The 24,455-nt window shown below is 49.8% G+C and carries 24 protein-coding genes; 11 read left to right on the top strand and 13 right to left on the bottom strand.

The window, feature by feature from the left end; genetic code table 11:
* Positions 1-64: 64 nt before the first annotated feature.
* Both AACY82_RS17170 and AACY82_RS17165 read right to left on the bottom strand, forming a co-directional pair.
* Positions 65-874 carry a formate/nitrite transporter family protein gene (locus AACY82_RS17170; protein ID WP_339618081.1) on the bottom strand — a complete coding sequence of 270 codons (810 nt, stop codon included), beginning with the start codon at positions 872-874 and terminating at the stop codon, positions 65-67.
* A 441-nt stretch (positions 875-1,315) separates the two neighbouring features.
* The gene (locus AACY82_RS17165; RefSeq protein WP_339618080.1) at positions 1,316-2,107 is read right to left on the bottom strand and encodes a polysaccharide deacetylase family protein; all 792 of its coding nucleotides are present in this window, start codon (positions 2,105-2,107) and stop codon (positions 1,316-1,318) included.
* 136 nt (positions 2,108-2,243) lie between these two features.
* On the opposite strand from AACY82_RS17165, the gene AACY82_RS17160 reads away from it, so the two are divergent.
* The 9 genes from AACY82_RS17160 (at position 2,244) to AACY82_RS17120 (ending at position 12,292) form a co-directional block, all read left to right on the top strand.
* Positions 2,244-2,954: a gamma-glutamyl-gamma-aminobutyrate hydrolase family protein gene (locus AACY82_RS17160; protein ID WP_339618079.1), complete on the top strand. Its 711-nt coding sequence runs from the start codon at positions 2,244-2,246 to the stop codon at positions 2,952-2,954.
* Between the two features lie 72 nt (positions 2,955-3,026).
* Complete coding sequence (locus AACY82_RS17155; protein ID WP_339618078.1) at positions 3,027-3,578, top strand: YdeI/OmpD-associated family protein; 552 nt, start codon at positions 3,027-3,029, stop codon at positions 3,576-3,578.
* Between the two features lie 77 nt (positions 3,579-3,655).
* A complete protein-coding gene (locus AACY82_RS17150; protein ID WP_339618077.1) occupies positions 3,656-4,642 on the top strand; it encodes a Gfo/Idh/MocA family oxidoreductase in 987 nt (328 codons plus the stop codon).
* Between the two features lie 340 nt (positions 4,643-4,982).
* Positions 4,983-7,424, top strand: a complete 2,442-nt coding sequence (locus tag AACY82_RS17145) for a hypothetical protein (protein ID WP_339618076.1) — start codon at positions 4,983-4,985, stop codon at positions 7,422-7,424.
* 124 nt (positions 7,425-7,548) lie between these two features.
* Entirely contained in the window at positions 7,549-7,932 is a 384-nt protein-coding gene (locus tag AACY82_RS17140; protein WP_339618075.1) for a hypothetical protein, read from the top strand.
* A 132-nt stretch (positions 7,933-8,064) separates the two neighbouring features.
* On the top strand, positions 8,065-9,024 hold the full coding sequence (locus AACY82_RS17135) for a DUF4350 domain-containing protein (RefSeq protein ID WP_339618074.1): 960 nt from the start codon (positions 8,065-8,067) through the stop codon (positions 9,022-9,024).
* Positions 9,025-9,119: 95 nt separating this feature from the next.
* Positions 9,120-10,064: a glycerophosphodiester phosphodiesterase family protein gene (locus AACY82_RS17130; protein WP_339618073.1), complete on the top strand. Its 945-nt coding sequence runs from the start codon at positions 9,120-9,122 to the stop codon at positions 10,062-10,064.
* Positions 10,065-10,496: 432 nt separating this feature from the next.
* Positions 10,497-11,675: a VCBS repeat-containing protein gene (locus AACY82_RS17125; protein ID WP_339618072.1), complete on the top strand. Its 1,179-nt coding sequence runs from the start codon at positions 10,497-10,499 to the stop codon at positions 11,673-11,675.
* Between the two features lie 146 nt (positions 11,676-11,821).
* Positions 11,822-12,292, top strand: coding sequence for a GNAT family N-acetyltransferase (locus AACY82_RS17120; RefSeq protein ID WP_339618071.1), 471 nt, complete (start codon positions 11,822-11,824; stop codon positions 12,290-12,292).
* A gap of 223 nt (positions 12,293-12,515) precedes the next feature.
* Here AACY82_RS17120 and AACY82_RS17115 read toward each other — a convergent pair whose 3' ends face one another.
* The 10 genes from AACY82_RS17115 to AACY82_RS17070 all read right to left on the bottom strand — a co-directional run bounded on the left by AACY82_RS17115 (position 12,516) and on the right by AACY82_RS17070 (position 22,043).
* Positions 12,516-13,739, bottom strand: a complete 1,224-nt coding sequence (locus tag AACY82_RS17115; protein WP_339618070.1) for an MFS transporter — start codon at positions 13,737-13,739, stop codon at positions 12,516-12,518.
* Positions 13,740-13,994: 255 nt separating this feature from the next.
* Positions 13,995-14,252 (bottom strand): cell division topological specificity factor MinE, encoded by a 258-nt coding sequence (gene minE / locus AACY82_RS17110; protein WP_339618069.1) that lies wholly within the window; start codon positions 14,250-14,252, stop codon positions 13,995-13,997.
* On the bottom strand, positions 14,252-15,061 hold the full coding sequence (gene minD, locus AACY82_RS17105; protein WP_339618068.1) for a septum site-determining protein MinD: 810 nt from the start codon (positions 15,059-15,061) through the stop codon (positions 14,252-14,254). Before minD ends, minE begins: the two co-directional genes overlap by 1 nt.
* A gap of 28 nt (positions 15,062-15,089) precedes the next feature.
* The gene (gene minC / locus AACY82_RS17100) at positions 15,090-15,806 is read right to left on the bottom strand and encodes a septum site-determining protein MinC (protein WP_339618067.1); all 717 of its coding nucleotides are present in this window, start codon (positions 15,804-15,806) and stop codon (positions 15,090-15,092) included.
* Positions 15,807-15,963: 157 nt separating this feature from the next.
* Positions 15,964-17,103: an endo-1,4-beta-xylanase gene (locus tag AACY82_RS17095; RefSeq protein ID WP_339618066.1), complete on the bottom strand. Its 1,140-nt coding sequence runs from the start codon at positions 17,101-17,103 to the stop codon at positions 15,964-15,966.
* Positions 17,104-17,110: 7 nt separating this feature from the next.
* Positions 17,111-17,659: a DUF2058 domain-containing protein gene (locus AACY82_RS17090; protein WP_339618065.1), complete on the bottom strand. Its 549-nt coding sequence runs from the start codon at positions 17,657-17,659 to the stop codon at positions 17,111-17,113.
* Positions 17,660-17,932: 273 nt separating this feature from the next.
* Entirely contained in the window at positions 17,933-19,906 is a 1,974-nt protein-coding gene (locus AACY82_RS17085) for a glycoside hydrolase family 97 protein (protein WP_339618064.1), read from the bottom strand.
* A gap of 200 nt (positions 19,907-20,106) precedes the next feature.
* On the bottom strand, positions 20,107-20,448 hold the full coding sequence (locus AACY82_RS17080; RefSeq protein WP_339618063.1) for a hypothetical protein: 342 nt from the start codon (positions 20,446-20,448) through the stop codon (positions 20,107-20,109).
* Position 20,449: 1 nt separating this feature from the next.
* The gene (locus tag AACY82_RS17075; protein WP_339618062.1) at positions 20,450-21,244 is read right to left on the bottom strand and encodes a transporter substrate-binding domain-containing protein; all 795 of its coding nucleotides are present in this window, start codon (positions 21,242-21,244) and stop codon (positions 20,450-20,452) included.
* Between the two features lie 115 nt (positions 21,245-21,359).
* Positions 21,360-22,043 carry a TrmH family RNA methyltransferase gene (locus AACY82_RS17070; protein ID WP_339618061.1) on the bottom strand — a complete coding sequence of 228 codons (684 nt, stop codon included), beginning with the start codon at positions 22,041-22,043 and terminating at the stop codon, positions 21,360-21,362.
* A 63-nt stretch (positions 22,044-22,106) separates the two neighbouring features.
* Here AACY82_RS17070 and AACY82_RS17065 point away from each other — a divergent pair, with 63 nt between their 5' ends.
* Complete coding sequence (locus AACY82_RS17065; protein ID WP_339618060.1) at positions 22,107-22,355, top strand: peptidase S14; 249 nt, start codon at positions 22,107-22,109, stop codon at positions 22,353-22,355.
* Positions 22,356-22,379: 24 nt separating this feature from the next.
* Positions 22,380-23,186 carry a sulfite exporter TauE/SafE family protein gene (locus AACY82_RS17060; RefSeq protein ID WP_339618059.1) on the top strand — a complete coding sequence of 269 codons (807 nt, stop codon included), beginning with the start codon at positions 22,380-22,382 and terminating at the stop codon, positions 23,184-23,186.
* A 349-nt stretch (positions 23,187-23,535) separates the two neighbouring features.
* On the opposite strand, the gene AACY82_RS17055 is transcribed toward AACY82_RS17060, so the two are convergent.
* Positions 23,536-24,345: a hypothetical protein gene (locus AACY82_RS17055; RefSeq protein ID WP_339618058.1), complete on the bottom strand. Its 810-nt coding sequence runs from the start codon at positions 24,343-24,345 to the stop codon at positions 23,536-23,538.
* Between the last annotated feature and the right edge of the window lie 110 nt (positions 24,346-24,455).

The raw sequence follows: 24,455 nt of genomic DNA, 5'->3' as shown, positions 1-24,455 counted from the left end.
AGCTGCCTTAAACAGCAACCACTTTGGCCGCAAGCGGCCAAAGTGGTAGGGCACTAATCGTTAATTACAGTGCGCGTTTGGGTTGGGTGAGCACGTGGGTCGTGTACAGCGTCAGGCCGGTAAGCGACAAGCCGCCGATTAAGTTGCCCAGTACTACGGGTAGCTCGTTCCAAATCAAATAATCCATCACTGAAAAGTTACCGCCCATAATTAACGCCGACGGGAATAAAAACATATTCACCACCGAGTGCTCAAACGCCATCGCGAAGAACAGCATAATGGGCATCCACATAGCGATGACTTTACCGCTTACCGAGGTTGAGATCATCGCGCCAACCACGCCCAGTGAGACCATCCAGTTACACAGCATGCCGCGAACAAAAATGGTTAACATACCGGCGGCGCCGTACTCTTTGTAGCCCACGGTACGCGACTCGCCAATACCCGCAATTACTTTACCCACTGCGTCAGGCTCTTTAGAGAAACCGTAGGTAAAGACTATCGCCATCATTAATGCCACGGTAAGGGCGCCGGCAAAGTTGCCAATAAACACAATACCCCAGTGCCGTAAAATACCGCCCCAGGTTACACCGGGGCGTTTATCAAAGCGCGCCAGTGGTGTCAGCACAAACACCCCGGTGAGCAAATCAAAACCCATCAAATACAAAATGCAAAAACCGACCGGGAATAAAATAGCGCCGATAATGGGGTAACCTGTCTGCACGGTTACGGTTACCGCAAAAACAGCGGCAATGGCCAAAATAGCGCCCGCCATGTAAGCGCGGATCAGGGCGTCACGAGTGCCCATAAATAGTTTCGATTCACCCGCATCCACCATCTTGGTGACAAACTCTGAAGGTATTAAGTAGGACATAGTCATTACTCTCTTGGTGTCGGTCAGTCTTGCACAGGACTTTTGTTGTGGCCGTTGGCGCTAGAGTGCGCCGCCCGTTACCCCCCATGGGTATAAGAACGATATTGCGCAGTGGCCTATGCAGCATTTGAACCAGCAAGAAAAAGCCAATAGCGATCAATGAGTTAGCGTAATTAGCGAGTAAATAACCGACATTTTGTGCGAGTTTTACGTGGCTTTTGCGTTGTTGTGGTGCGCGGCGTGCTGTTGTTGGTGCAACCGGTTATCGAGCGATAAAAAGCCACTGCACCAGAAGGGGGCTGTGGTGAACGTAGTTGGGTGCGCCGCTGGCGATTTTGGTGCACCATGCTGCGAAAGGGGAGGTTAACTGGGTGGGGTCGGTATCTTGTGGTGACAAAGTCGCGCCCGCCTTTATCGTGCAGGGGGCGCGAACCATAAAGGTTACTGCGGCTGCTTTTTAAGGTGCTGGGCGATCTCCACCATAGGTGCAACCCATAATTGCTCGCGTTTTTTATCTAAGTATTTAATTAAGGCTGTGTGGTTGGCGTTATCCACATTGAGTGGGTGCTCACCGCCTACGCCGTGAAACAAAAACACCAGTAGGCCGCCTTTTGCAATCGCATCGTCTACCAATGTTTTAAGTTGCTCGACACTGCTGCCGTTAATCACATAAGAGTCGATATCAAACAGCGTCACCTGATCGGGCTGCATAATGCTGCTCTTAACCCCGCGCGCGCCCACAAACAGGGGCTTGATTGCGGCAACATAAGACTCGCCACCCGCTGACATATCACCACAGGGATAGGCATAGGTGCGCTCTTTTTTACCGTCGACCGCCTGCAGCGCAATATTGGCAACCTTTAAGTTGTCTACCAGGCGAGCCACGCTCCACTGGGATAAATCTCGCTCGGGGTTTACCCATTCGCGGCCCGGCTGAGACGCATCGCAGGGGTGATACAACGAGTGGTTGCCCAGCTCGTGACCGTTGGCCGCAACTGCGCGCCATTCGTTTAGCCGCTCGCCAAACGGCGGGTAGCCCACGGTAAGGTAAAAGGTTGCTTTAAAGCCGTATTCATCGAGTACCGGAATGGCGTTATCCAAGTGAACATTCAGAGAGTCGTCATAGGTTAACGACACGGCGGCACGCTTGCCGTTCCAGTTGTCTGCGGCGGCGCTTGCGAGGGCGATGCTGCATGTCAGTATGGTAAATAACCAGCGACATAAGGGGCGCATAAGAGTGTCCTTTTTATAAGTTATAAATGTTAGATTTGTGCTTAAGAGTAATAGACGACAGCCCCTGCGCCAAGGCATGATTCGTTAACGAGTGATAAGCCGCCGCTTGTGGCGTATCACTATTGCGGAGGTCGACATGAAACCCATTGCTATTTTTAACACCGATACTATCCCCGATGCGCTTGCCCGCAGCCACGGGCAGTACCCCGATATGTTTATTAAAAGCTTATTGGCGGTTAACGCGGGCTTACAGTTTGCGCGCTTTGACGTTAATAAACAGCAGTACCCTACATCTCTACATGATTTTTCCGGTGTTCTTATTACCGGCAGCCAATCGGCAGCTTACGATAGAGATGAGTGGATTGCCCAGCTAAAAGAGCGCATAAAAACGATGGCGAGCAACGAGATACCTATCGTGGGTATCTGTTTTGGGCATCAAATTATTCACCAGGCGTTGGGTGGTGAGGTGGCGAAGGCGCCAGGTGGCTGGTGCGTTGGCGTGCACCACAACCAGCTAACGCCGGTGGCCACCGAGTTTGGCGCACCCGGCGATAGCTTTGCGCTGATCTCCAGCCATCAAGACCAAGTGGTTAAACTAGCGCCTAATGCGCAAATACTGGCAAGCACAAGTAACTGCCCGGTAGCGATGACCTCTGTGGGGGATAACATCCTAACATTTCAGGGCCACCCTGAATTTACTCGCGACTATGCTAAAGCGTTAATGGACAAAAGGCGTGACGCGATTGGTGAACCTGTGTATCAAGCCGGTGTAGACTCGTTGGATGAGCCGTTGCACGAGATGCAAGTGTTGCAGTGGATGTTAAATGTGTTTAATCGGGGTCAGTGAATCAACACATAGCGGTATAGCAGGCCGTCAAACTCCGAGTAAGAGATCTTTGTAAATCTATGGGTAGGCTCTATGACCACCACTAAAAAAATATCTCAGTTCAGTGCCTTGCTACACCGCCCCAAAAAAATGGGCGAGCATGGTTTATGGGGATTTATTATTTTACCCCACGAGGTGAGTGATACTTTGCCCCGCCGCGGCCGGACAACGGTAGAGGGGCAGATCAATCGTCAGCCTTTTACAGTATTGCTGGAGCCCGACGGCCAGAAAAGCCATTGGCTGCGTATCGACGAAAAACTCATGCAAGTGTCGGGTGTTAATTTTGGCGATCTGGTAGAGCTTACCCTTGCGCCAGTGGCGGTAGAACCCGAGCCGAGTGTACCGCAAGATGTACAGCAAGCATTGGATGCTCTGCCAGAGGCGCTTGCGGTTTGGAATGCGACTACTGCGCTTGCCCGGGTTGATTGGATTCATTGGGTGGAGTCGGCTAAGCAGGCAAAAACCCGCGCAAAGCGAATCGACGATGCTTGTGACATGCTGGCGTCCGGTAAAAAGCGAGTGTGCTGTTTTGACCCGTCGGGTTTTTACAGCAAAGCGCTGCAGGCGCCGGAAGCGGCCGATTAGTTTCTCCGCTTGCGAGGTTCACAGTATACTTGTCCGCTTTTCGCGCACTATTAACATAAATAGCAAAAGGGGCTGCTGTGTCTTCTGCAAAAACCATCCGCTGGGGCATTATTGGCGTTGGCGATGTCTGTGAGGTAAAAAGCGGGCCGGCATTTTATCGTGCAAGTGGCTCGCAGTTGCTGGCCGTCATGCGCCGTAACCTAGCTAAAGCGAAAGACTTTGCGCAGCGTCACCAAGTGCCACAGTATTACGACAACGCCGATGCGCTGCTGGCCAACCCGGATATTGATGCGGTTTATATCGCCACGCCCCCGGCGCAGCACAAAGACTACGCCATTGCAGCTTTAAAAGCGGGCAAGCATGTCTACATCGAAAAACCCGTAGCACTTAACGCAAAAGAGTGCGACGCGATTATCAAAGCCGAACAGCAATCTACCAAAAAAGCGGTGGTGGCACATTACCGCCGTTATGTGCCCGGCTTTTTAAAGTTTTCCGAGCTGCTGGCAGGTGGCGCTATAGGGCGGCCGCTGATGGTGCAAGTCGATATGCTGCAGCCTATCGCCGCTGACATTATCAGCAATAGCGACGATAACTGGCGCGTTAACCCGGCCCTGTCTGGCGGCGGTCTGTTTTACGATTTAGCGCCTCACCAAATCGACTTAATCTTGCAGTGGTTTGGTCCGGTTGTTAGCGCGCAGGGTGTTAGTCTTAATCAGCAGCACAACAATAGTTCTGATGACCTTACCTGTGGCTGGGCACGGTTACAAAATGATGTTGTGTTGCAGGGGCGCTGGGGGTTTGGTGTGCAAGGGCAACAAAGTCGAGATGTGTATGAAGTGATTGGCACTAAGGGAAAGCTGAGTGTCAACTTCTTTGGCTCGCCCACTATTCACCTAGAAAATGCCGATGGCAACCAACAGATCTGCCTTGATAACCCCGACCACGTCCAGCAGCCGATGATAGCGCAGGTGAATGCGTACTTTCGTGGAGAACGTGATAACCCCTGCTCAGTACCCGAGGCAAAAGCTGTTATGGCATTAATGGACGTTTTTACGCAACGTTAGCGCTTGCGTACCCCATACTTATACAGGTGTATTGCCAAGCCCCCTAAACCATGGCACGCTTTGCCCTAACAAGCGCACACTCTGTTGTTTTCGATAAATAAAAATAACGGTAAAATTAAGCACTTAGCCAGATAGGAAGGTAGATAATAAGGCTCGCGACCGCAGGATAACGCGCACGCACACTTTTCTTCCTTCCCTTTTTTGCTGTAGCGAACAAAAAGTTAGCTGAAACAGTGAGTTGCACTGTACTCCTAAAGATATTCTAGGGGCTATAACGCGCAAGGTCGCTATACAAATGTTCAGTGCTACTCGCGACATATAAATGAATAAGGAGAGTAAATTGACAACGTTAGCTGAGGGAGAAGCTTATTTACGTGCCCTTATATCTAAATTGAAGCATGACTCCGATATGAATGAAGCTCAGACAAGGTTTCATATCATTGACAAAGTACTGTTTGATTGCCTCGGATGGTCGCGGGATGAAGTTGAAGTTGAAAAATCTGAGCAAAGAAAGTTTACAGATTATGAACTAGGGAAACCAAGGCTTGCTATCCTTGAAGCTAAACGCGAAGGAAAGACCTTTGAAATTCCAGCTGGACCGTCGAAGTCATTGATAAGTGACTTGCCTTCAATAATTAAGCTTGATGCAGACTCGTCAGATGCAATCAAACAAGCACAAGAGTACTGCAGTCAGCGGGGTGTACCAATTGCTATCGTTAGCAATGGACATCAATATATAGTTTTCTTAGCTTCCAGACAGGACGGGGTATCTGTCTATGAAGGAAAAGCTGTCGTTTTCACAAGTCTTAGCCATATGCTCGAAAACTTTCCTATTGCTTGGCAGCTTCTTTCTCAAGCTGGAATTAGGGAAAGGAATATTTCTAGATATTTGGTTTCGGGCGAAAGTGGAATACCAAACAAACTCTCTTCAAAATTAGTAAACTATCCGGTTGTCAGATACCCAAGCGAGACGCATGCGACCTTGAGGCAACTCTCTGAACTATTTCTACAAGATATTATTGAAAATAGTGAAGTAGAGGAAACATTTTTCTCAGAGTGCTACTGTGACAGCGGTGCATTGTCAAAGTATGCTTTATTAAGTAAAAATATCTTAGAAGCTAGATATGCATCGTTATTTAACGAGACCGAATCTGTTCCACATGTTGCACCTGTCAAGGAAAAGAAAAGCGATAATTTTTCGCCAGATATCCTCGCTGAGGCAATAGCAAGGAGGCCAATAGTATTATTAGGAGATGTTGGGGTAGGAAAAACTTCTTTTGTAAAAAATCTAATGTATAACAGCGCTCATGAAGAGTTTATGAACGCAATCTACATCTATATTGACCTTGGATCTAAAGCTGCCCTTGCTCAAGATCTGAAATCTTTCGTTCTGAATGAAATTGAAGCACAACTTCATGATAAATATACTATAGACGTCAATGCCTTTAAATTTATTAAGGGGATCTATGCGTCAGATATACATCGCTTTTCAAATGGCATATGGGGAGAGAAAAAAGAAAGTAACCCAGAGCTATATGAAACTAAACTGTTGGAAATGCTTGACTCTATCACCAGAGAAAAAGATCAACATTTAAAGAGGTGTATCAATGGACATGCAAAGTCTACTAAAAAGCAGATTATCATTTCCTTAGATAATGCTGATCAACGAGACTTTGAGATTCAGCAAAGTGCATTCATTATTGCTCAAGAACTCGCGAAAGACTGGAACTCAACCGTTTTTGTCTCCGTTAGGCCCCAAACATTTTTTAAATCCAAGCGTTCAGGCGCGTTAGCGGCATACCCTCATAAGATATTCACAATATCTCCACCAAGAATTGACTCAGTCATTAAAAAGCGGCTACTTTTTGCTCTCAGCATGGCAGAAGGCAATGTTCCAATTGAGGCCATTAATTATGTAAGAGTAAATGCAGGTAATTTATCTCAGTTTTTAAAGGCACTTATAACATCTTTGTCCGAAAATTCGGAACTCTATGAGTTTCTATCAAATATTACTGGTGGGAATATACGGGCTGCAATCGAATTCGTCACAGGATTTATTGGAAGCCCAAATGTAGATGCAGAGAAAATCATTAGGATTATGAATGAGGAAGGACGATATAGAATACCACTTCATGAATTCACGAAATCTGCGCTGCTAGGCGATTATTCTCATTATAATCCCGACACCTCAATTGCGATGAATATCTATGATATTTCTTCCACTGATTCAAAAGAACACTTTTTGAAGCCAATCATATTGGCACTACTAGATAGCGCGGGTGAGCATCTTGATAATGATGGATTCTGCCAGACGACTAACCTGTTTGAGCAGATGCAAAGCTTAGGATTTACAGTCGACCAAATAACACACTCTTTGAGGAAGTGTACGAATAAAAAGCTCATTGAAACATCCCAAAGAGTTACATTTGAAGAGGATGTTAATGGTACTCTTATTGGCGAAATGCCGGGCTCATTCCGAATTACGAGCATAGGAGCTTATCACCTAAAAAGATGGCTTTCAGTTTTCTCTTATTTAGATGCAATGGTTTTTGACACGCCAATACTGGATAAAGATATACGAAGAGAACTAATGCACGACTTGAATTCTCTAGCTATCGATTCTCGATATAAAAGAGCAATCAAGTTTAAAGAGTATTTAAAGAATGCATGGATTGATATGGGTAGTAAGCCTAACTACTTCGACTTTGATACTTTAATTGAAGATGGCAGCCAGACTTTCAGAACTGTTAAGCGTGCAATAGATAGCAATGGTCATAGTTAAAGCACTGAACAAGCGCCTGCAATCTGACCTCCGGCCACTGTCACCTTTTTTGCCCAAAAAAACCGGCAAAAAAGGCACCAGTAGCCTCCGGCAGTTGAGGCGGGCGTTAGATAAGGAAATAGATATGAATAAGTTATTATTTGCGCTATTGATGATCTTGGTTCCGTACATCGCTCATGCGGAGAGGGTCTATGAAACTGGTATCTTGCAAGACGAAGCTGGCTTTGTTGGTGACGATGGATCTAAGGTATCTAATGCCATCAATATGATGGGCGTAAAGGATAAAACCACTGGAAAGATCAATTGGCAGTGGCGGCATGTATTAATCGACCTTCCCGTTGAAACCAGCAATGTTGCTAAGGTTGAGGCTTTTTTGGCGAATGGAGAGCCCTTGAAATTTGGAGAAGATCCCAACTATTGGCCAGGTGACAAATTCGTAAAGCTTTGGCTTGTGAGCGAGGAAGGCTTGGAGTTTTTTGTAAAAATAACGTTCAATGAGCCATCGTGATTTCGCCGGCATCTAACAATACGCGCCAATCCGCACACTTCGTGTGCCGGACGCTCGCGAGCTCACGCGGTTGCGCTTTGCGTTAGCATACTTATTGTAGTTTCGGGCTGTAATACTATATGGAAATAATAAATGACATTTTTTAAGGTAAGTTTTCTTGGGGTATTTTTGACTGCGCTGTTAGCTTGTTCCGATAGACCTCAACAAGCTGATCCAAACTTTATACCTAAAAATACCCACAAAACTTTTTCTCAAAACAATAGCCCTGTTGTATTTGTAGATGAAGCACACAATAATTTCCTAACAGCAAGTGGGCGATATAGCCCATTTGTGCAGGTTCTTGAAAGCGATGGTTATACCGTTCGGCCAAATAACAGCCGCTTTTCATTAGCCACACTACATGATGCTGATTTATTGGTTATTGCCAATGCGTTAGATAGAAATAGAAAAGACTGGAATCCACCTTATACTGAAGCATTGAGCAATGAAGAAGTTTTAAGTATTAAAAAGTGGGTCTTGGAAGGTGGAGCGCTTTTATTAATCGCAGACCATGCTCCTTTTCCCCGTGTCATTGAAAATTTAGCGGGTGAATTTGGCTTTCAATTTAGTAACGGTCATGTTGGTAATGCGATGTTTCGTGCTAAGGACAAGACGCTCGGTGAACATCCCATTACGTCTAAAACCCGACAGCTAGAACAAAATATTTATCTATCTACCGCTGCACCTGAAATGCCAGGAATAACTATGCAACCTAATCGTATAGAGCAGGTTAGAACCTTTGGCGGCTCAGCTTTCAAAACTCCGCCTGAGGCGACTTCACTTTTAAATCTTGGTGAAGGGGCTGTTTCTATTGTTCCTGATGTGCCTTTTCAAGTAAATGCTGATACTGCAAGGGTGCTTGTGCAAGGTTGGAGTCAAGGTGCTGTACTGGAGGTCGGTAAAGGTCGAATAGCTGTATTTTCTGAGGGTATGATGTTTTCATCTCAACTAGATACTAAAACAGGGAAAACATTTGGCTTGGCGTCTAAAGGTGCTGAACAAAATGAAGAGTTTCTATTAAATGTTATGGGTTGGCTTGCAGGTGCCATTTAACAGTGCGAGTCAAAAATTATGCTAACAAAGCATTGCACCGGACAAGCCGGTGAATGCGGCGTTAGCTTTTCATCGTGCAAGGATTTAGGTGGCAAATGTTAAAAAAAATTGTTAAGACGGCATTGGTTTCTCTGTCTTGCATAGCCACTCTAGGAGTTATAAACGCCTATGTGTTCGTTCCTGAGATCCAGCGACAAGGCGAGCTTGTGGCCTATCGAGGAGGTGGAAGCCTAGTTAACTATGACAAGTTGGGTAAAACGGGCTGCAACGCAATTTCACTAAAGGAATCAAATGTCAAAACGGTTGAGAATACACTGGAAGCTGTGGCTTCTTCTATTGCAGCCGGAGCTAACGTAATTCATCTAAATGTTCACAGAACTAGTGATGATCAGCTGGTTGTTTTCCATGACTGGACATTGGATTGTGCTACAAACGGGACTGGGCCGGTACATAAATCATCTTTTGAACAGTTGGAGGCTGTTGATGCAGGATATGGATATACGTTTGACGATGGTTCGACTTTCCCCTTTAGAGGAAGAGGTTTTGCGATTTCCAAATTAGAGGAGTTTTACAAGCGGTACCCAAAGCATGAATTTTGGTTAAACCTAAAGAATAACGACATACGTTCATTTGATACTTTCTATACTTATATATCCGGAAAAAAATCTAACCATGTCGTAATTACTTCTTCAAAAGGTATAGAGTGGTTTCGAAGCAAGGATTCATCCTTAAGGCTAGCAAGCGTTAATAGTGTAAAGAGTTGCGGCATAGATTATCTTTTAGTTGGATGGGCTGGAATTGTTCCTGAGTCCTGTAGAAACACCATACTTTTAATACCACCCTCAATGGCAAAATATTTTTGGGGTTATCCTGGTCGTCTAGCATCAAGGTTGCAGAAGCATGGTTCGGACATTTATCTTTGGTCTAAACATGAACCTATTGCCGAATCATACTCTAAGGTTGTCGCATCAGGTGTTGGAGTTGTTACCAGCGATCTTGCATTTATTCGTGCAGCTCAAGCTAACAAACGCGTCAATTAGGACGCTCGCTAACGAACGTTATGGAGACGGAGATTCTGAATACATGAGAATTATTTTGACAGTTTTTTTGGGGATTACACTAAGTGCTTGTGGGTCATTCATCACAGTCGGGAGTTCTGACCAGAAAGTTACCTCTAACCTAAAGCGACAGAAAACTCACTGTGATAATATCCCAAGAGTATATAGCGGTGTCGCCTATAATTTCTGCTACCTTCACTCAAAACCTGGCGGCATGTATATTGACTGGTTTTTGGGGTTCTATGTAATAGATAGCGTGGCATCAGGAGTTGTTGATACAGCTCTGCTTCCCTATACCGGCTATAAACAGTACAAGCATGGTAATCTCAGCATTGAGTGAAAAAAAGATCCATAACCAAGCGCATCACTCGCGGCCTGTCGGCCGCCGGATGCTCGCAAGCTCAAGGATTGACGATGGAATCAGTAGTAAATCTAGATAGTTATCACCATATATGTGCAACTAGGGTAAAGATTTGGTTGATAGTGTTGACACTTACTTCGAGCACATCGTGTGTATCCGCGTCAGAAAAAACTAGTCCACTTATCACCTTCCAACACGAAATTGAACTGGGGAGTCTCAAAGAAAAATCTTCAAATGTTAGTGCTGGTGACTTAAATGGAGATGGCCATTTAGATGTTCTGGTTGCAAAAGGACGACATTGGCCGTTAAGTAATTCGATATTTATTGGTGATGGAAACGGTGGTTTTAGCGAGCCCGAAAAGTTAGATGACACGCCTGATAGATCTTACTCGGCTGTATTATTTGATTTGGATGGTGACAGAGATTTGGATGTTGTAGTTAGCAATGATCGACCAGATCCAACTAAGGTATATTTTAACGATGGCTCTGGTCAGTTTAGTGCAGTAGGTGTGTTAGGGAAAGAAAAATGGCCGACCAGAAATATATATGTGGGTTATATCGATATCGATAAGTATCCAGATGTATTAATCGCTAACCGTTCGAAGAAAGGCAGTTCAACCTATGTATGCTATGGAGAGGCTGGAGGATTATTTGAAAAAAAGTGTAACTCAATTGCGCGGGGGCCAGCAACGACTTCCATTTCGGTAGATCTAGACAAAGATGGTTGTAAAGACATTATTGTACCTCATCGAGATCAAGGGCAAAGTTACGCCTATCTTTGCACAGGAAATAGAGTGTTTGATAAAAAAATAGCTTTTGGTGATACAAGTATGGCTATACGGAGTGTTGTTGCTGGTGATTTCGATGGGGACGGCAATATTGACATTTCAATTATTGATGATAGTCGAGGTCCCGCTGTCTTATGGGGAGCAGACAAACAACTCTTTAGTTCGCCTCAATGGCTAGAATCCGAAATAGAAAAACCCAATGCTTTAGCTCAATTTGATATAAATGACGACGGATTAATAGATATTGTTGTTGGGTACAGAAAAGCTCAGCCAAAAGTATTTTTTAATAGAGGAGGTAAGCAGTTTACTTCCGTTCCTTTTGGTGATGATGAAGGAGTGCTCTATGGCTTCGCATTTGGTGATTTTAATGAAGATTCCGTCATTGATATTGCCGTTGCCAGGTCAGGCGCAACCGATGTTGTCTATTTAGGAGAGCATAAATAACTATAGCTCATGACCTGGGTTTTAAATATATTCGGTAAATTTAAAAAGTGGCTCAAGCCGACCTCCACTGCGTTGTTTGTTTTGTGCTTTTCGCTACGCCTGCACGAAAAATCAACTTCGTTCTGGCGGCTTAGCAGGGAGTTAAAGTGACTACTGTAGTTGAGATGGCGTCCACGCAGGAGCAGTTCTCGCAAGGAGCACTCCTGTTTCGCGCGTATGCTCAGTTTCTTGGCGTTGATCTAGAATTTCAAGGTTTCTCCAGCGAGCTGAAGAATGTCGCGCATATGTACGGGCCGCCGAAGGGCGCGCTGCTTCTTGCAAAACACCAAGGTAGTTACGTGGGGGTAGTGGGGCTGCGCGAGTTCGCACCTGGGGTCGCCGAAATGAAACGGATGTTCGTTTCTGAATATTGCCACGGGAAGGGTATAGGTAAGATGCTCATGAAGTCTTTCCTTTCTGAGGCATCCCGGCTGGGCTACCAAAAGATTTATCTTGACACCATTCCCGAGCTACAGTCAGCACTACAGCTCTATCGTTCGTTCGGTTTCGAGGAAATTGGTCCGTACCGCTTCAATCCGCATCCTGAAGCAATCTTCTTGGAGCGGGGGCTGCCCTAATAACAATGTGCTGCTGCGGACAATTTTTCCGGCGCATTCTGCGCCTCCAAACTTGCCGCAGGGTACGGCGTTATGTGATGGTGCTCCCCACAAAAAATAGACACCTTCTATCGTTAGCTTTACTACGACGAAGGTGTTGGATATGGCACATAGAAAGACGCAAACAGACACGCAGGCAGTGCCTTTTTAGTTGCTAACAATCCGTTAAAGCGCGGGTGATCACTTAGCTTGTCGCTGTGTTACTGAGCAATCGCGCTTCTCGCTCCTGCAGTTGCCAGGCAAGCACAAAAAACACTAAACCCACGACGGCGGTGGCGGCACCGACGTAGCCGGTCGAGCTCCAGCCAAACCCTGCGCTGATGGCCATGCCGCCCAGTAGGGGGCCTATGGCGTTGGCGGTGTTAAAGGCGGCGTGGTGTGACGCGGCGGATAAGGTTTGCGCGCCGGGGGCCACGTCCATTAGGTGGGTTTGCAGTGGTGGCGATACCGCGACCACGGTGCCGACTAAGAACGTTGCCAGTAAAATGCTCCACAGCTCGGAGGTGGTTTGGGGGTAGAGCAATAAAATAAAAATGCTCCACAGCAGAACACCACCTACCGCTTTGAATTGGTATTTATCAAACAGCCAGCCGCCGACAATATTCCCGGTAAAACCGCCCAGGCCAAAGGTGGCCATAGCGATAGGAATCCACATTTTGCTTTCGCCGGTGACGTGCAAAATAGTGGGGGCCAGATAACTAAACACGGCAAAGACACCGGCAAAACCGGTGGCGCCGATCAGCAGCGCCAGCCACACCTGCGGTCGGTTAAAAGCTTTTATTTCGTGCAGTGGGTTGTTGCGTACTTGCTGTTTGTTTAGTGGCACAAACCACAGTATGAGCGCTACGGTTAACACCGATAAGCCGCCGACTAAGGCAAACGCGTAGCGCCAGCTGATGGATTGCCCCAGCCAGGTAGCGAGCGGGTTGCCGATAAGTACCGCGAGGGTGAGGCCGATCATTACCCGGCTAACGGCTTTGCCCCGCTGGCTGGGCGGCACAAGGCTTGCGACCACCAAGGCGGCCACACCAAAGTAGGTGCCGTGAGGTAAACCCGCGATAAAGCGCATAACCAACAAACTTTCGTAATTGGGCGCAAAGGCGCTGGCGATATTGGCCAGGGCGTAAAACCCCATTAGCAGCAACAGTAAATGACGGTGAAACAGACGTGCACCGGCAATCGCCAGCAGCGGCGCGCCGATCACAACGCCCAGCGCGTAAGCGCTGATTACGTGGCCCACTTGTGGCTCGGATACCCCTAAACCTTCGGCTATGGCAGGCATAAGGCCCATGGTGGCGAATTCGCCGGTGCCGATGCCAAAGCCGCCAATGGCGAGGGCAATTTCAATCATTAACATGGCGCCTTTGCTAAGGCGAGGGGTGGATTGTGCCGGTGCAATATCGGTCATGAATTCTTCCGTTGCAAAACAGCTATAACGACAGCGCCGGTAACACGCGAGGCGCGGACCGGTAGAGTAGTGATTATAGGTGTTTTAATTATGAGGGTTTGCGTGGCGCGGGCCAGCAGGAAGGCGCTATTGTAACGCGATCGCTAGCCGCGTGTCTGTTAGGCAAGGTAAAGCTCGCGCGCCCGGTTGGTAGCGGGGTCTGGTAACCGGGCGCTGCGAACACAGACGGGCGAGGGGCTGAACCCGCCGCGCGCACTAACGCTCTGGCAGGGTGATGTTCAGTTCCAGCACCGAGCAGTCGTCGGCGTTATCGAGCTGCACCGATACCTGATCTTGGTCAATCTCGACGTATTTGCGAATGACCTCGATGATTTCTTGCTGCATTAGCGGTAAATAATCCGGCTGGCCGCGGGTACTGCGCTCGTGGGCGACGATAATTTGCAGTCGCTCTTTTGCCACCGAGGCCGACGAGGTGGGTTTGGTTTTCTTTAGCAGATAATCAAGTATGCCCATTACTTGCCTCCCAGCAATCGCTTAAAGAAGCCTTTTTGCGCTTGCTCTAAAAAGCGATGCTCGACTTCTTCGCCCAGCAGGCGAGACACGGCATCTTGGTACGCTTGACCGGCTTGCGACTCGGTATCGAGAATCACAGGTGCGCCCTGGTTTGAGGCTTTGAGTACGGCCTCGGACTCGGGGATTACGCCCAGTAGCGGGATGGCCAGAATCTCTTCGACGTCCGCAACGCTTAGCATTTCGGCACTGGCCACGCGCGAGGGGTTGTAGCGGGTTAACAGCAAGTGCTCTTTAACCGCTTTGCCTTGCTCTGCCATGCGAGACTTACTTTGCAAAATACCCAAAATACGGTCGGAGTCACGCACCGAGGATACCTCGGGGTTGGTGACGACGATGGCTTCTTCGGCAAAGTAGAGCGCCATTTGCGCGCCTTGCTCGATACCCGCTGGTGAGTCGCAGATGATGTAGTCGAAGTCTTTGGCCAACTCGTCCAGCACGGCCTCGACACCTTCGTAGGTGAGGGCGTCTTTGTCCCGGGTTTGCGAGGCGGGCAAAATAAACAGTCCATCGGTGCGTTTGTCTTTAATCAAGGCCTGCTTCAACGAGGCCTCTTTGTTGATGACGTTGACAAAGTCGTACACCACGCGGCGCTCGCAACCCATAATTAAATCCAGGTTGCGCAGGCCCACGTCAAAATCAATCACCACGGTTTTGTGGCCGCGCAATGCCAGCCCGGTAGAGATAGCGGCACTGGAGGTGGTTTTACCCACCCCGCCTTTACCCGAAGTCACAACAATAATTTTAGCCACGGTGTTTCCTCAATGTGTTTGGCACTATTTACAGTGCGGCAATTTCAATGGAATCGTCTTGTAAAAAAATCTGTGCCGGTTGCTTCCAGCAACTGTCCCGCAGGGTGTCGTTGAGTACAAAGTGTCCGGCAATGGATACCAGCTCGGCCTCAAGTTGTTGGCAAAAAATGCGCGCATTGGGGTTGTCGCGTACACCGGCCAGGGCGCGTCCGCGCAATGGGCCGTAGGCGTGGATGTTGCCATCGGCAATGACTTCGGCGCCCTCGCTGACCTGTGCCAGCAAAATTAGATCAGAACCCTCGGCGTAAATCTGCTGCCCCGAGCGCACCGGGCGCTCGATAATACGTGTGGGGCGGCTGGTAGCCTCTGGCGCCGGGCTGGCCGCAGGTTCGGGCTCTTGCTCGGGCGGCTGCTCGGTTTTGTCAGGGCGCGCGCGCGAGGCGGGCAAATGCACCAGCCCTAGATCTTTAGCCAGTTTGGCCTGTGGCTCGCTGCCACCTTTACAGCCGAATAATTGAAAACCCTGCGACTGACAGTGCTTGATGATCTCTTGCAGCTGCTCTTTGCTTAGCTCGCCGTTGAAGGAGGCGAGGTTAAGAAACAGCGGCGAACCGGTAAAAAACAGCGGTGCTGTTTGCACCTTTTGCGCAAGTGTGCGGGAAAATTCATCGCTTTGATAGTGGTATAGATCCAGCACCATGCTAGTGACGCTGGTGCCTTTTATTTGAAAGCAGGGATCTGCCATCGAGTCATCCTGATACGTTGTTGGTGACCATTGAATCAATGGGGCAGGTTAGCGACGCGGCGCCGGTGAGAGAAGCGCTTTGGCGCGGTTTTGCCAATTGGGCCGCAATATAGCAAATATTGCGGCGTCATCATAATAAGGTCTGGGTTCGCGGCCATTATTTTCTTAGCGCAGCGACGCTGTGGTAGGCGGATTTGCGCTGATAATCGCGATCAAACAAGAGCGGATAATTGCGGCGGCCCCTCACCGGAAAGTTGTTTTTCCAAGACTCGCTATCGCCGGTGCCCCAGAGGGTGACTCTGGCAATGCTGTCGCGGTGTTTTAAAAATAGTGCAAACCACTCGGCATAGCGCTCGGCAAGTTGCGCTTCTATCTTGGCGGGCAAGCCGTCGGGGTAGGGGTTTAGCTCATCGGCGTAGGCAAAGTTGTCAGAGATCTCGGCGCCAATGTGCTCCCACGCGGTGGGCAGTACATCTAGGTCTAGCTCGGTAATATGCACGGCCACGCCGGCGGCGGCAAAGGCTTTAATGCTTTTTTCAAACTCGGTGATATCCGGGTAGCCTAGCCCTATGTGGCCTTGCATGCCTACGCCGTCGATGGGTACGCCGGTCTGTTTAAACCGTTTAATCATGTCCACCACAAATTGGCGCTTGCCGGGGTTGTGCATGTTGTAGTCGTTGTACATCAAGTGCGCGTCGGGCGCCGCTGCACGGGCGTAGTGAAACGCGTGTTCGATAAAATCCGGGCCGATTTGCTTAAACCAAGGGCTTTGGCGCCAGCCCTGGTCTTCGTCTACCGCTTCGTTGACTACATCCCAGGCATGCACTCGGCCCCGGTAGCGGCCGGCCAGAGTGTCGATGTGGCTCTTCATACGCGCCAGCAAAACCTCGCGCGATACCGGGTTGCCGTTTTTGTCGTTGAACACCCAAGGTGGGGTTTGCGAGTGCCACACCAGTACATGCCCCACCATAAACATTTTGTGTTGCTCGCCCAGCGCTATAAATTTGTCGGCGTACTCCCACACCCACTGTTCGGGTTGGGGGTGTACGCGCTCCCATTTCATGTCGTTTTCAAGAGTGAGCGCGTTAAACTCGCGGGCGACTAAGGCATTAAAGCCTGTCGGCGGGTTGGTTAAGCGAGCGTGGCCAATAGCGGTGCCGAGGTAAAAGTCGTCTTGGTAGAGCTCTTTTAGGCCGGTTTCCTTTAGGGCTTTAGCGATCGCGTTTTGTTTGCTTAGGGCCAAGGCGCCAGCGAGTGCGGCCGAGCGGGTCAGTAGGGCTCTGCGGTTAATGGTCATGGGTTGGCTACCACATTAAATCGTCGGGGATCACGTAATCTTTGTACGGATCGTCCTCGTCCGGTTCGTCGTCGACTGGGCCTTTGGTGACAATAATGCAGGCTTGATCACGCAGTGCGATTTTGTCGGCGACCACCCGTGGCACCAGCTCATAACCATCGCCAAGCTTGGCAATGACTAACTGGCCGCGCATTAGAAGCTGTTGCACCCGCGGCGTCACCAGCAGCTTTTTAATGGTTTTGCCGTCGGTAAAGTTGTAATCCACCTCGCTCTCGCCCTGAGCAAGCTTGGGCTGACGGTGGGTTTCAATTAGCTGCTTAATCTGCGCGGCAATGGCTTTTTGCTCGGCTTCGGCCTGACGCTGGCGGTTTAGCTCGCGGTCGCGCTCGGCTTTTTCGGCGCGGGCGGCTTGCGCCGATTGTTTGGTTTCATCCACCACCACCTGCTTGGATTTACGCGCTTGCTTGGTTTGCTTGCGCTTGTCTTTTTGAATTTGCTTGGCTTCTTTCTCGTTGATTAAGCCCGCATTTTTCAGCTGATCTTGCAAAGACGGCATGGGGTTCTCTCTGGCGTTGTGATAAGGAGTACGTCGGGCATTATGCCATGTTGCTCGCGGCGGGAGAATGCGTGGGCAGGCGAGCCGGTTGCAATAGCGTTTTGGAGCTCGCTTATTGCTCCTAATTAGATGTTGTTTTGGGGCGGTAGCCCCGATTACATCTTTAGCTAGAGTGTTGACTCCACGACTGAGCGGAAGAAAGTCTGGTCGTTAGATTAAGGGGTAAATATGGGCCAAAAAGGCGCGAGCTAACGAGTAGCTCGCGCCTGTCGGCTATTGCTCGGTTGGTTTGATCACGCCGGCCCAGCCGCCACCGGAGGCGAGGTTGATGGTGAGTTTGTCGCTGGCCTGTACGGCTTGGGTTTCGATTTTATAATCTTCGGCAAAGTGCTCGGTGTTAATGCCGTCGCGCAGGGCGGTGAGGGTGAATTTACCCTCGCCCAAAAAGCTAAAGTCGATGGTTAAGGTGCGCGCGGTGTCGTCGGTCATAGCGCCTATGTACCAGTTATCGCCGTTGCGTCGGGCCACCAAAATATAATCGGCTATTTGGGCGTCAAGCACGTGGGTTTCGTCCCAGTCGGCGGGAAACTGACTGATAAACTCAGTGACTTTTGGCTCGCGGCGGTAGGTGGAGGGTGACTCGCACAGCATTTGCAGCGCGCTTTCGTACACGGCGTACATGGCCACTTGGTGGGCGCGAGTGCCAAGGCTAACCGGCCGGTAGTGGCTGATGTGGTGGTTGGCTATGTGCGCGTTGCGCAGCGCGCCTGGGGTAAAGTCCATGGGGCCGGCCACCATGCGAATAAAGGGCAAGGTTACCGTGTGCTCGGGGGTGACGTCGGCGCTCCATTTGTTGTTCTCGTTGCCTTTTACGCCCTCGTAGCTCATCACATTGGGGTAGGCGCGGCGCAGGCCGGCGGGCTTAAAGCCGCCGTGAAAGTCTACCAGTAGCTCGTGTTTGGCCGCCTCGCGGGCGATTTTCTCGTAAAAGTTGACCATTTCTTGGTCGGAGCGCTGCATAAAGTCGGTTTTAATGCCAGCCACGCCCCACTCACCATAGGTTTTTAAAATGTTTTGGTAGTCTTGGTCGAGTGGCCCCCACAGAGCCCAGAGAATAATCTCGACGCCTTTACTCTGGCCGTAGCGCACCAGCTCGTGCACGTCGATGTCGGGGTTCATCTCTAATAAATTGGTGGTGGATTTGGTCCAGCCCTCGTCCAAAATAACGTATTCAAGACCGTAGTCGGCGGCAAAGTCGATGTAGCTTTTGTAGGTTTGGGTGTTGATGCCCGATTTAAAATCCACATCAAATAAGTTGTTGGCGTTGTACCAATCCCAAGCGATACGACCGGGTTTAATCCAGCTGGTATCGTCCAGTTGGTTGGCGCGCGACAGCAGCCAGACCAGCTGGCTCTCGACCAAAGCACCGTCGTCGTCGCTGATGACGGCCACGCGCCATGGGTAATGGCGGTCGCCTTGGGTCTGAGCAATGGCGTCGCCAAAGCTAAGGTTTTGGTTGCGATCTTCCGAGCCTGCCATAGGCGTGGCTTCAGTTACCAGGTTGCTAAAGCCGGCGCTAAAACCATCTTGGCCGGTGCCGTATAAAAACATACCGGGGTAGTCGTATAAATCGGCCTCGGTAAAGACGATGTTAATGTCGTTAACGCCGATGTAAGCGGGCAGTGAGGCAAAGCGTCCGGGGGTAATATCGGCAACTTTACTGGGTACATACAGCCTCTCGTAGTGGGATATGAGGGACTCCTCTTCGGGAAAGAGCGTGGTGGCGCCGGCGGGAAAGTTGAGCGCCATGGTTTCGTCTTGGACAGTTATGGGCTCGCTGTATTCGCCCACAAACCGATAGGCAACACCGTCGTCGTAAACGCGAAAGTCAACGCCAAACTCGTTATCAAACCGCAGTGATAGCTCGCGGTAGTGCTCGGTAATATCGGCGGATTTATGTTTTACCGCCGGGCTATGGCGGGTGTTTACTTCGTTGCGATCAACACTGATCAACTTGGCTTCGCTGGCAATATCGCCCAGCCCTTTTACGGTTAAACCAATGGTACTGGGGGCGATGGCGGGTGCGTCATCTAAGTTGACTGACCAAGTTACTTTTTGCGCCACGTCGATATTGACCGATAAGCGCTCGTCGGGCGATTGCAGGGTAAAGGTTTCGGCCTGTGCCGCACCTGCCAGCAGTGTGAGCGCTAGCGCGCTGTGGGTGATTACCAAGTGGGGGTGGATCATGTTCGCAAACCTATTGTTATGTTGATCGTAATGTCGCTAAGAGCGTAATAAATATGACTTATTGAGGCTTATACTGCCGCCAAGACCCAGTGAATACAAGCGCCATAGCACCCGTTAGGTGAAGGTTTGAGCAAGAAGTGTAAAGGGGGTTGAGGAGGCGAGGGTACACTCAACCGATGAGCCGGTTGAGTGTTTTGGGCTTAAAAGCTAAAGCGAAAGATGGTTGAGGGCTCGGGCTCGTTGACGTTGCTGCGAACTTTGATGCGGTCATCGCTGTTGCGAATTTCCTCTAACACTGGGTCGTAACCAAACTGCATACGGCTTTGCAGTTTAACGCGGGTTTCATCGTCAATTTGCCAGCGCGGCTCTTCGGGCAAGGTCGGTGCGGTCTCTTTGCGCCAGTTGGGCGCGGTTACCACAATCTCTTCCATGGCCCGATCATCGGCGGCATTGCTTTTACTGCGGTTATCCTGCCCATGGGCCGTCGCCGCTAGTGCGGTGCCCACAATCAGGGTAGCTAAAAACGGAATTTTAAGCGCCATATTATTGCGCCTCCTTCCACTCCAGGCTGTCAAACCAGTAACGGTTGCTTGCCGACAACCATTTGTCGGCAGTGCGGGCGACAATCCACGCATTTAGAAAGTTTAGCAGTGATTGCTCGCCTTTGTGGACGGCCAAGCCATTTTTGTAGCTAAGTAACGGCGCGTTCATTGGCAGGTCGACTTGCTTGTGGCTGTTGGCAAAGTGCTTAACCACCGGTTGGCTGGCGATATAGGCGTGGGCTTTACCATCAAGTACCGCTTGCTCGGCCTCTTTGGAGCTGTCAAAGACTTTAACGGATGCTTTTTTAAACAGCGAGCCGGACACATCAAAGGCGATGGTGTCGCGTACCACGGCGATGGTGAAGTCTTTGCTGTTCATTTGTGCGAGGGTTTTAACGTCGCGGGTTTTGTTGATATTGGCCGCTAAGCCTACGCCAGATTCAGAGTATGGGTTGGTAAAGGCCACCTGCAGGGCGCGTTTGGGGGTGATGGCGACACCAGCGGCAACCATATCGACTTTACCTTCCGCCAGTGAGGGTAAAATTTTGTCCCACTCGTACTCGACAAACTCGACCTTAACGCCCATGTCCGCGGCGATCTTGCGGGCAACGTCCACATCAAAGCCAGATAACTCGCCCTTTTCGCTTTTCATGGTCCAGGGGGTAAACTGTGCGACGCCAACGCGTAGACTGCCGCGCTCTATAATGTTATCGAGGGCATCGGCGCTGGCACCGACGCTGAGGCAGCACAGGGCAATAGTAGCCGTGCGGATGAGATTTTTAACAAAAGACACCATAATTCACTCCGTTGGGTTAGCAATATGTAACATTGGCGGTGGCCTGCATAGCCGTGCGTTTATGTCGTTTGAGTGTACACCAAATTCTGCGCTGACAATGTACCCGTTAAATGCTTTATACCTCTTTGGGGCGGCGGTACCGGGCGCTGGCTGGGGGAATAAGGTCGCCGTCCTCATCCAGCTCGGGGTAGGGCAGCTTGTGTTGTTTACAGTAGCGTGCCATATCCGGTTGCGCCCACTCAAACAGTGTGTGCCGGTAGCGCTCATCCTCAGCGCAGCCGCGTAAATAGTGGCCGGCTTGTTGGCGCTGGTGCAAAGCCTCTTGCAGTATGATCCCGGCGGCGACGCTGACATTGTAGCTCTCGACCAAACCCATGATGGGGATAGTGACGTGGGCGTCGGCCTCGTGTGCGGCGTAATCGCTTAACCCTTTTTTCTCGGCGCCCATCACCAGCGCAAACGGTTGGGTGTAATCAAACTCGCGGTAATGGATGGCCCGATCCGACCAGTGGGCGGCTACCAGTGTAAAGCCGCGCTGGCGCAAATGGCTAAAGCCGTCTTCTATGCGCTCGTGGACGCGCTGGGTGGTAAAGCGGCCAATGCCGCCGGCGGTGTTGTGGTACACAATATGGCCGCGATCGGGCTTAACCATATGCACCTCGCCAATGCCGGCCGCCTCGGCGGTGCGCATGATCGCTGAGATATTCTGCCCTTTGTGGACTTTATCGGTCAGTACCGTCATATCGGGCTGACGCTGGTGCAACACTCTTATAAACTTCGCAAAACGCTCGCGGCTCATGGGCGATCTTTCATTATTTATGGAAAAGGCGTCATTATAGAGGCTGACGTTCAGGAGGTAAGCATGAAAGCATCTGAATTTTTAAAAAAGTACGAGCGCGATCAAAAAGCCAAACAAGATCACGCTGAAACAAGCGAAGACGAAGATCACTCGCTAGAGCACAATGCCCGCGAGCGCGCCGCTCACCTAGACCAAGGCCTAAATGTTGGCAGCCCCTTTGATTGGGAAGATCTAGAAAAATACAAAAAGGAACTTGAGCGAATGGACCGTGAAGGGCCGGGGCGCAGTAAAGACAAAAACGACGACTCTTAAGAGTCGCTGGCGCAGGAGTGGTAAGTGGATTGGCTGTGGTTGTTAAGTTATCTCGCACTGGGCGCCTTTACGGGTGTGTTTGCCGGGTTACTAGGTATTGGCGGCGGCGGTATTATGGTGCCGGTGCTAAGCATGATGTTTGCCGCGCAGGGTTTTAGCGCCCAGCACAATGTGCATTTAGCGCTCGGCACCTCGATGGCGGCTATTGTGCCCACCGCAATCGCCAGCGCCCTTGCCCATCACCGCCGTGGCGGTGTCGTCTGGCCCGCCGTGGGCGGTTTGGCACCCGGCGTTTTGCTGGGCACCTTTGCCGCTACTTTTGTTGCCAGTTTCTTAAGCGCCGTCCCACTGGCGATCTTTTTTGCCCTGTTTATGAGTGCGGTGGCGCTGTATATGATTATTGGTAAACCGCCACGGCCTGATCGCACTTTACCGGGTCCGTTAGGGCTTGGTGCGGTGGGCACAGGCATCGGCGGTGTATCGGCGCTGGTGGCTATTGGCGGCGGCTCGCTGACTGTGCCGTTTTTGGTGTGGTGTAACACGCCTATGGCCCGTGCCGTGGGCACCTCGGCAGCCGTTGGTTTGCCCATCGCCGCCGCCGGTGCGGCGGGTTATATGGTTAATGGTTGGGGCGTTGCAGGGCTGCCCGAGCACACGTTAGGTTTTGTGGTGTGGCCAGCGGTGCTGGCCATGGCGCTGATGAGTTTTATCACCGCACCCGTTGGCGCGCGCTTGGCGCATCGGTTGCCGGTATCTGCGTTAAAGCGGATTTTTGCGGTGGTGATGGTGCTGTTGGCGGTTAAGATGTTGCACGGCGTGTTGGTGGGCTAGCGCTGCTGCTAAGAGCAAAATCTTATTCTTAGTGAGTGGCAGTTATACGATTGGCTGCGGCACGGCCTTTGATTTGTGTGCCCTCAGTCGCCGGGCGGGCGAATGACTTTTCTGCTTGGCCAGAAAAGTCATCAAAAGAGGCCATCCTGGCTTCTCGGCCTTCGGCTATCCTCGCTCCAGCCGATTTTTGGGGCGCGGCTTGACGGGGCCTCCCTGCCCCGACAAGCTCTTTCGCTCAACCCCAAAAATCGACTTCCACTCGGCGAGCTGCAAGGGAGTTTGGTGCCAATAGCAAATATCTTATTAAGAACACGATAATGAAACGTGGACTTAAAAGCTTGGAGGGCCGTCAGGAGTACCCAAGACTGCGAGAGTAGTCTTTAAACAGTTGCGCGCATGTTGTATTTACGGTGTTTATCTCGACTGGTCTTTCATATAAATGAGTTATAGAGTTTCGTATTGATTTTTGGTCGCTTTCAGATGTCTCGTAAGCTGTAGCGTAGCAATCGACGGTATTTGGATTTTGGTAGTTTTCTGGCTGTCCGCCGCCAATGAGCTGCATGTTAAGTGGGTGAAACGCAAAACCTAGGAAGATAAGCCTTTCCGTGAGACACATCTTTTTAGTAATGCGCTCCATTTGATGAGACTGAGATCCCTCTGTGAAGGTGCGAATTCTTTGGGCATACTCAACTAATCGTTGTGGCTCTATATCGCCTCCAAATTCCACGGCGGTTGAAGGTTCGTGTGTTTGCCATTCAAGAGAGCCGACTACGCCATAGGGATGAATGATATCGATTTGTTCCAATGCCTCGGCTGCTTCAACTTTATTTAATCGGTAGTAGCTCATCACAGCATGAAGTAGAAAGTGCTCAATACACCGATCGTAGTTAAAAATTATCAATGTAATATTTTTGAGTCTTTCGATTAGCTCATCTTTATTACAGTTTTCTGTAAGTGATCGAAAGAAAGGTAAATACCAAGTGTTTTCAAGCTCGGAGAAGGTGATTTTTATTCTTACTTTATTGGGGTTGAAGTAAAGCGAGCTTCTTTTCTCCGCGTCTAGGATGGACCTAATTATTGCTAGCTTTCCACACAGGGCTAATTCTGTGTTTTCACGCTCAGTGTCTATGAAATTATCAATAGATATGGCGAGTGGCATATTTTCACTGATGTGTCGGCCTTCTTGAAGGTAGTTGTGAAATAGCTCGCTGTGATTGTAATCCCCCCAATAATCCACAGCGGTTATTAGTAGAAAATTCCATTAAAATA

The organism is uncultured Gilvimarinus sp., from assembly GCF_963972205.1.
GTDB lineage: Bacteria > Pseudomonadota > Gammaproteobacteria > Pseudomonadales > Cellvibrionaceae > Gilvimarinus > Gilvimarinus japonicus.
This window is presented reverse-complemented; position numbering and strand designations above follow the sequence as displayed.

Excerpts from the sequence above, each read along its gene's own strand:
- AACY82_RS17170 (WP_339618081.1), bottom strand. The coding sequence starts at position 874 with ATGTCCTACTTAATACCTTCAGAGTTTGTCACCAAGATGGTGGATGCG.
- AACY82_RS17165 (WP_339618080.1), bottom strand. The coding sequence starts at position 2,107 with ATGCGCCCCTTATGTCGCTGGTTATTTACCATACTGACATGCAGCATC.
- AACY82_RS17160 (WP_339618079.1), top strand. The coding sequence starts at position 2,244 with ATGAAACCCATTGCTATTTTTAACACCGATACTATCCCCGATGCGCTT.
- AACY82_RS17155 (WP_339618078.1), top strand. The coding sequence starts at position 3,027 with ATGACCACCACTAAAAAAATATCTCAGTTCAGTGCCTTGCTACACCGC.
- AACY82_RS17140 (WP_339618075.1), top strand. The coding sequence starts at position 7,549 with ATGAATAAGTTATTATTTGCGCTATTGATGATCTTGGTTCCGTACATC.
- AACY82_RS17135 (WP_339618074.1), top strand. The coding sequence starts at position 8,065 with ATGACATTTTTTAAGGTAAGTTTTCTTGGGGTATTTTTGACTGCGCTG.
- AACY82_RS17130 (WP_339618073.1), top strand. The coding sequence starts at position 9,120 with ATGTTAAAAAAAATTGTTAAGACGGCATTGGTTTCTCTGTCTTGCATA.
- AACY82_RS17125 (WP_339618072.1), top strand. The coding sequence starts at position 10,497 with ATGGAATCAGTAGTAAATCTAGATAGTTATCACCATATATGTGCAACT.
- AACY82_RS17115 (WP_339618070.1), bottom strand. The coding sequence starts at position 13,739 with ATGACCGATATTGCACCGGCACAATCCACCCCTCGCCTTAGCAAAGGC.
- minE (WP_339618069.1), bottom strand. The coding sequence starts at position 14,252 with ATGGGCATACTTGATTATCTGCTAAAGAAAACCAAACCCACCTCGTCG.
- minC (WP_339618067.1), bottom strand. The coding sequence starts at position 15,806 with ATGGCAGATCCCTGCTTTCAAATAAAAGGCACCAGCGTCACTAGCATG.
- AACY82_RS17095 (WP_339618066.1), bottom strand. The coding sequence starts at position 17,103 with ATGACCATTAACCGCAGAGCCCTACTGACCCGCTCGGCCGCACTCGCT.
- AACY82_RS17090 (WP_339618065.1), bottom strand. The coding sequence starts at position 17,659 with ATGCCGTCTTTGCAAGATCAGCTGAAAAATGCGGGCTTAATCAACGAG.
- AACY82_RS17085 (WP_339618064.1), bottom strand. The coding sequence starts at position 19,906 with ATGATCCACCCCCACTTGGTAATCACCCACAGCGCGCTAGCGCTCACA.
- AACY82_RS17080 (WP_339618063.1), bottom strand. The coding sequence starts at position 20,448 with ATGGCGCTTAAAATTCCGTTTTTAGCTACCCTGATTGTGGGCACCGCA.
- AACY82_RS17075 (WP_339618062.1), bottom strand. The coding sequence starts at position 21,244 with ATGGTGTCTTTTGTTAAAAATCTCATCCGCACGGCTACTATTGCCCTG.
- AACY82_RS17070 (WP_339618061.1), bottom strand. The coding sequence starts at position 22,043 with ATGAGCCGCGAGCGTTTTGCGAAGTTTATAAGAGTGTTGCACCAGCGT.
- AACY82_RS17065 (WP_339618060.1), top strand. The coding sequence starts at position 22,107 with ATGAAAGCATCTGAATTTTTAAAAAAGTACGAGCGCGATCAAAAAGCC.
- AACY82_RS17055 (WP_339618058.1), bottom strand. The coding sequence starts at position 24,345 with ATGCCACTCGCCATATCTATTGATAATTTCATAGACACTGAGCGTGAA.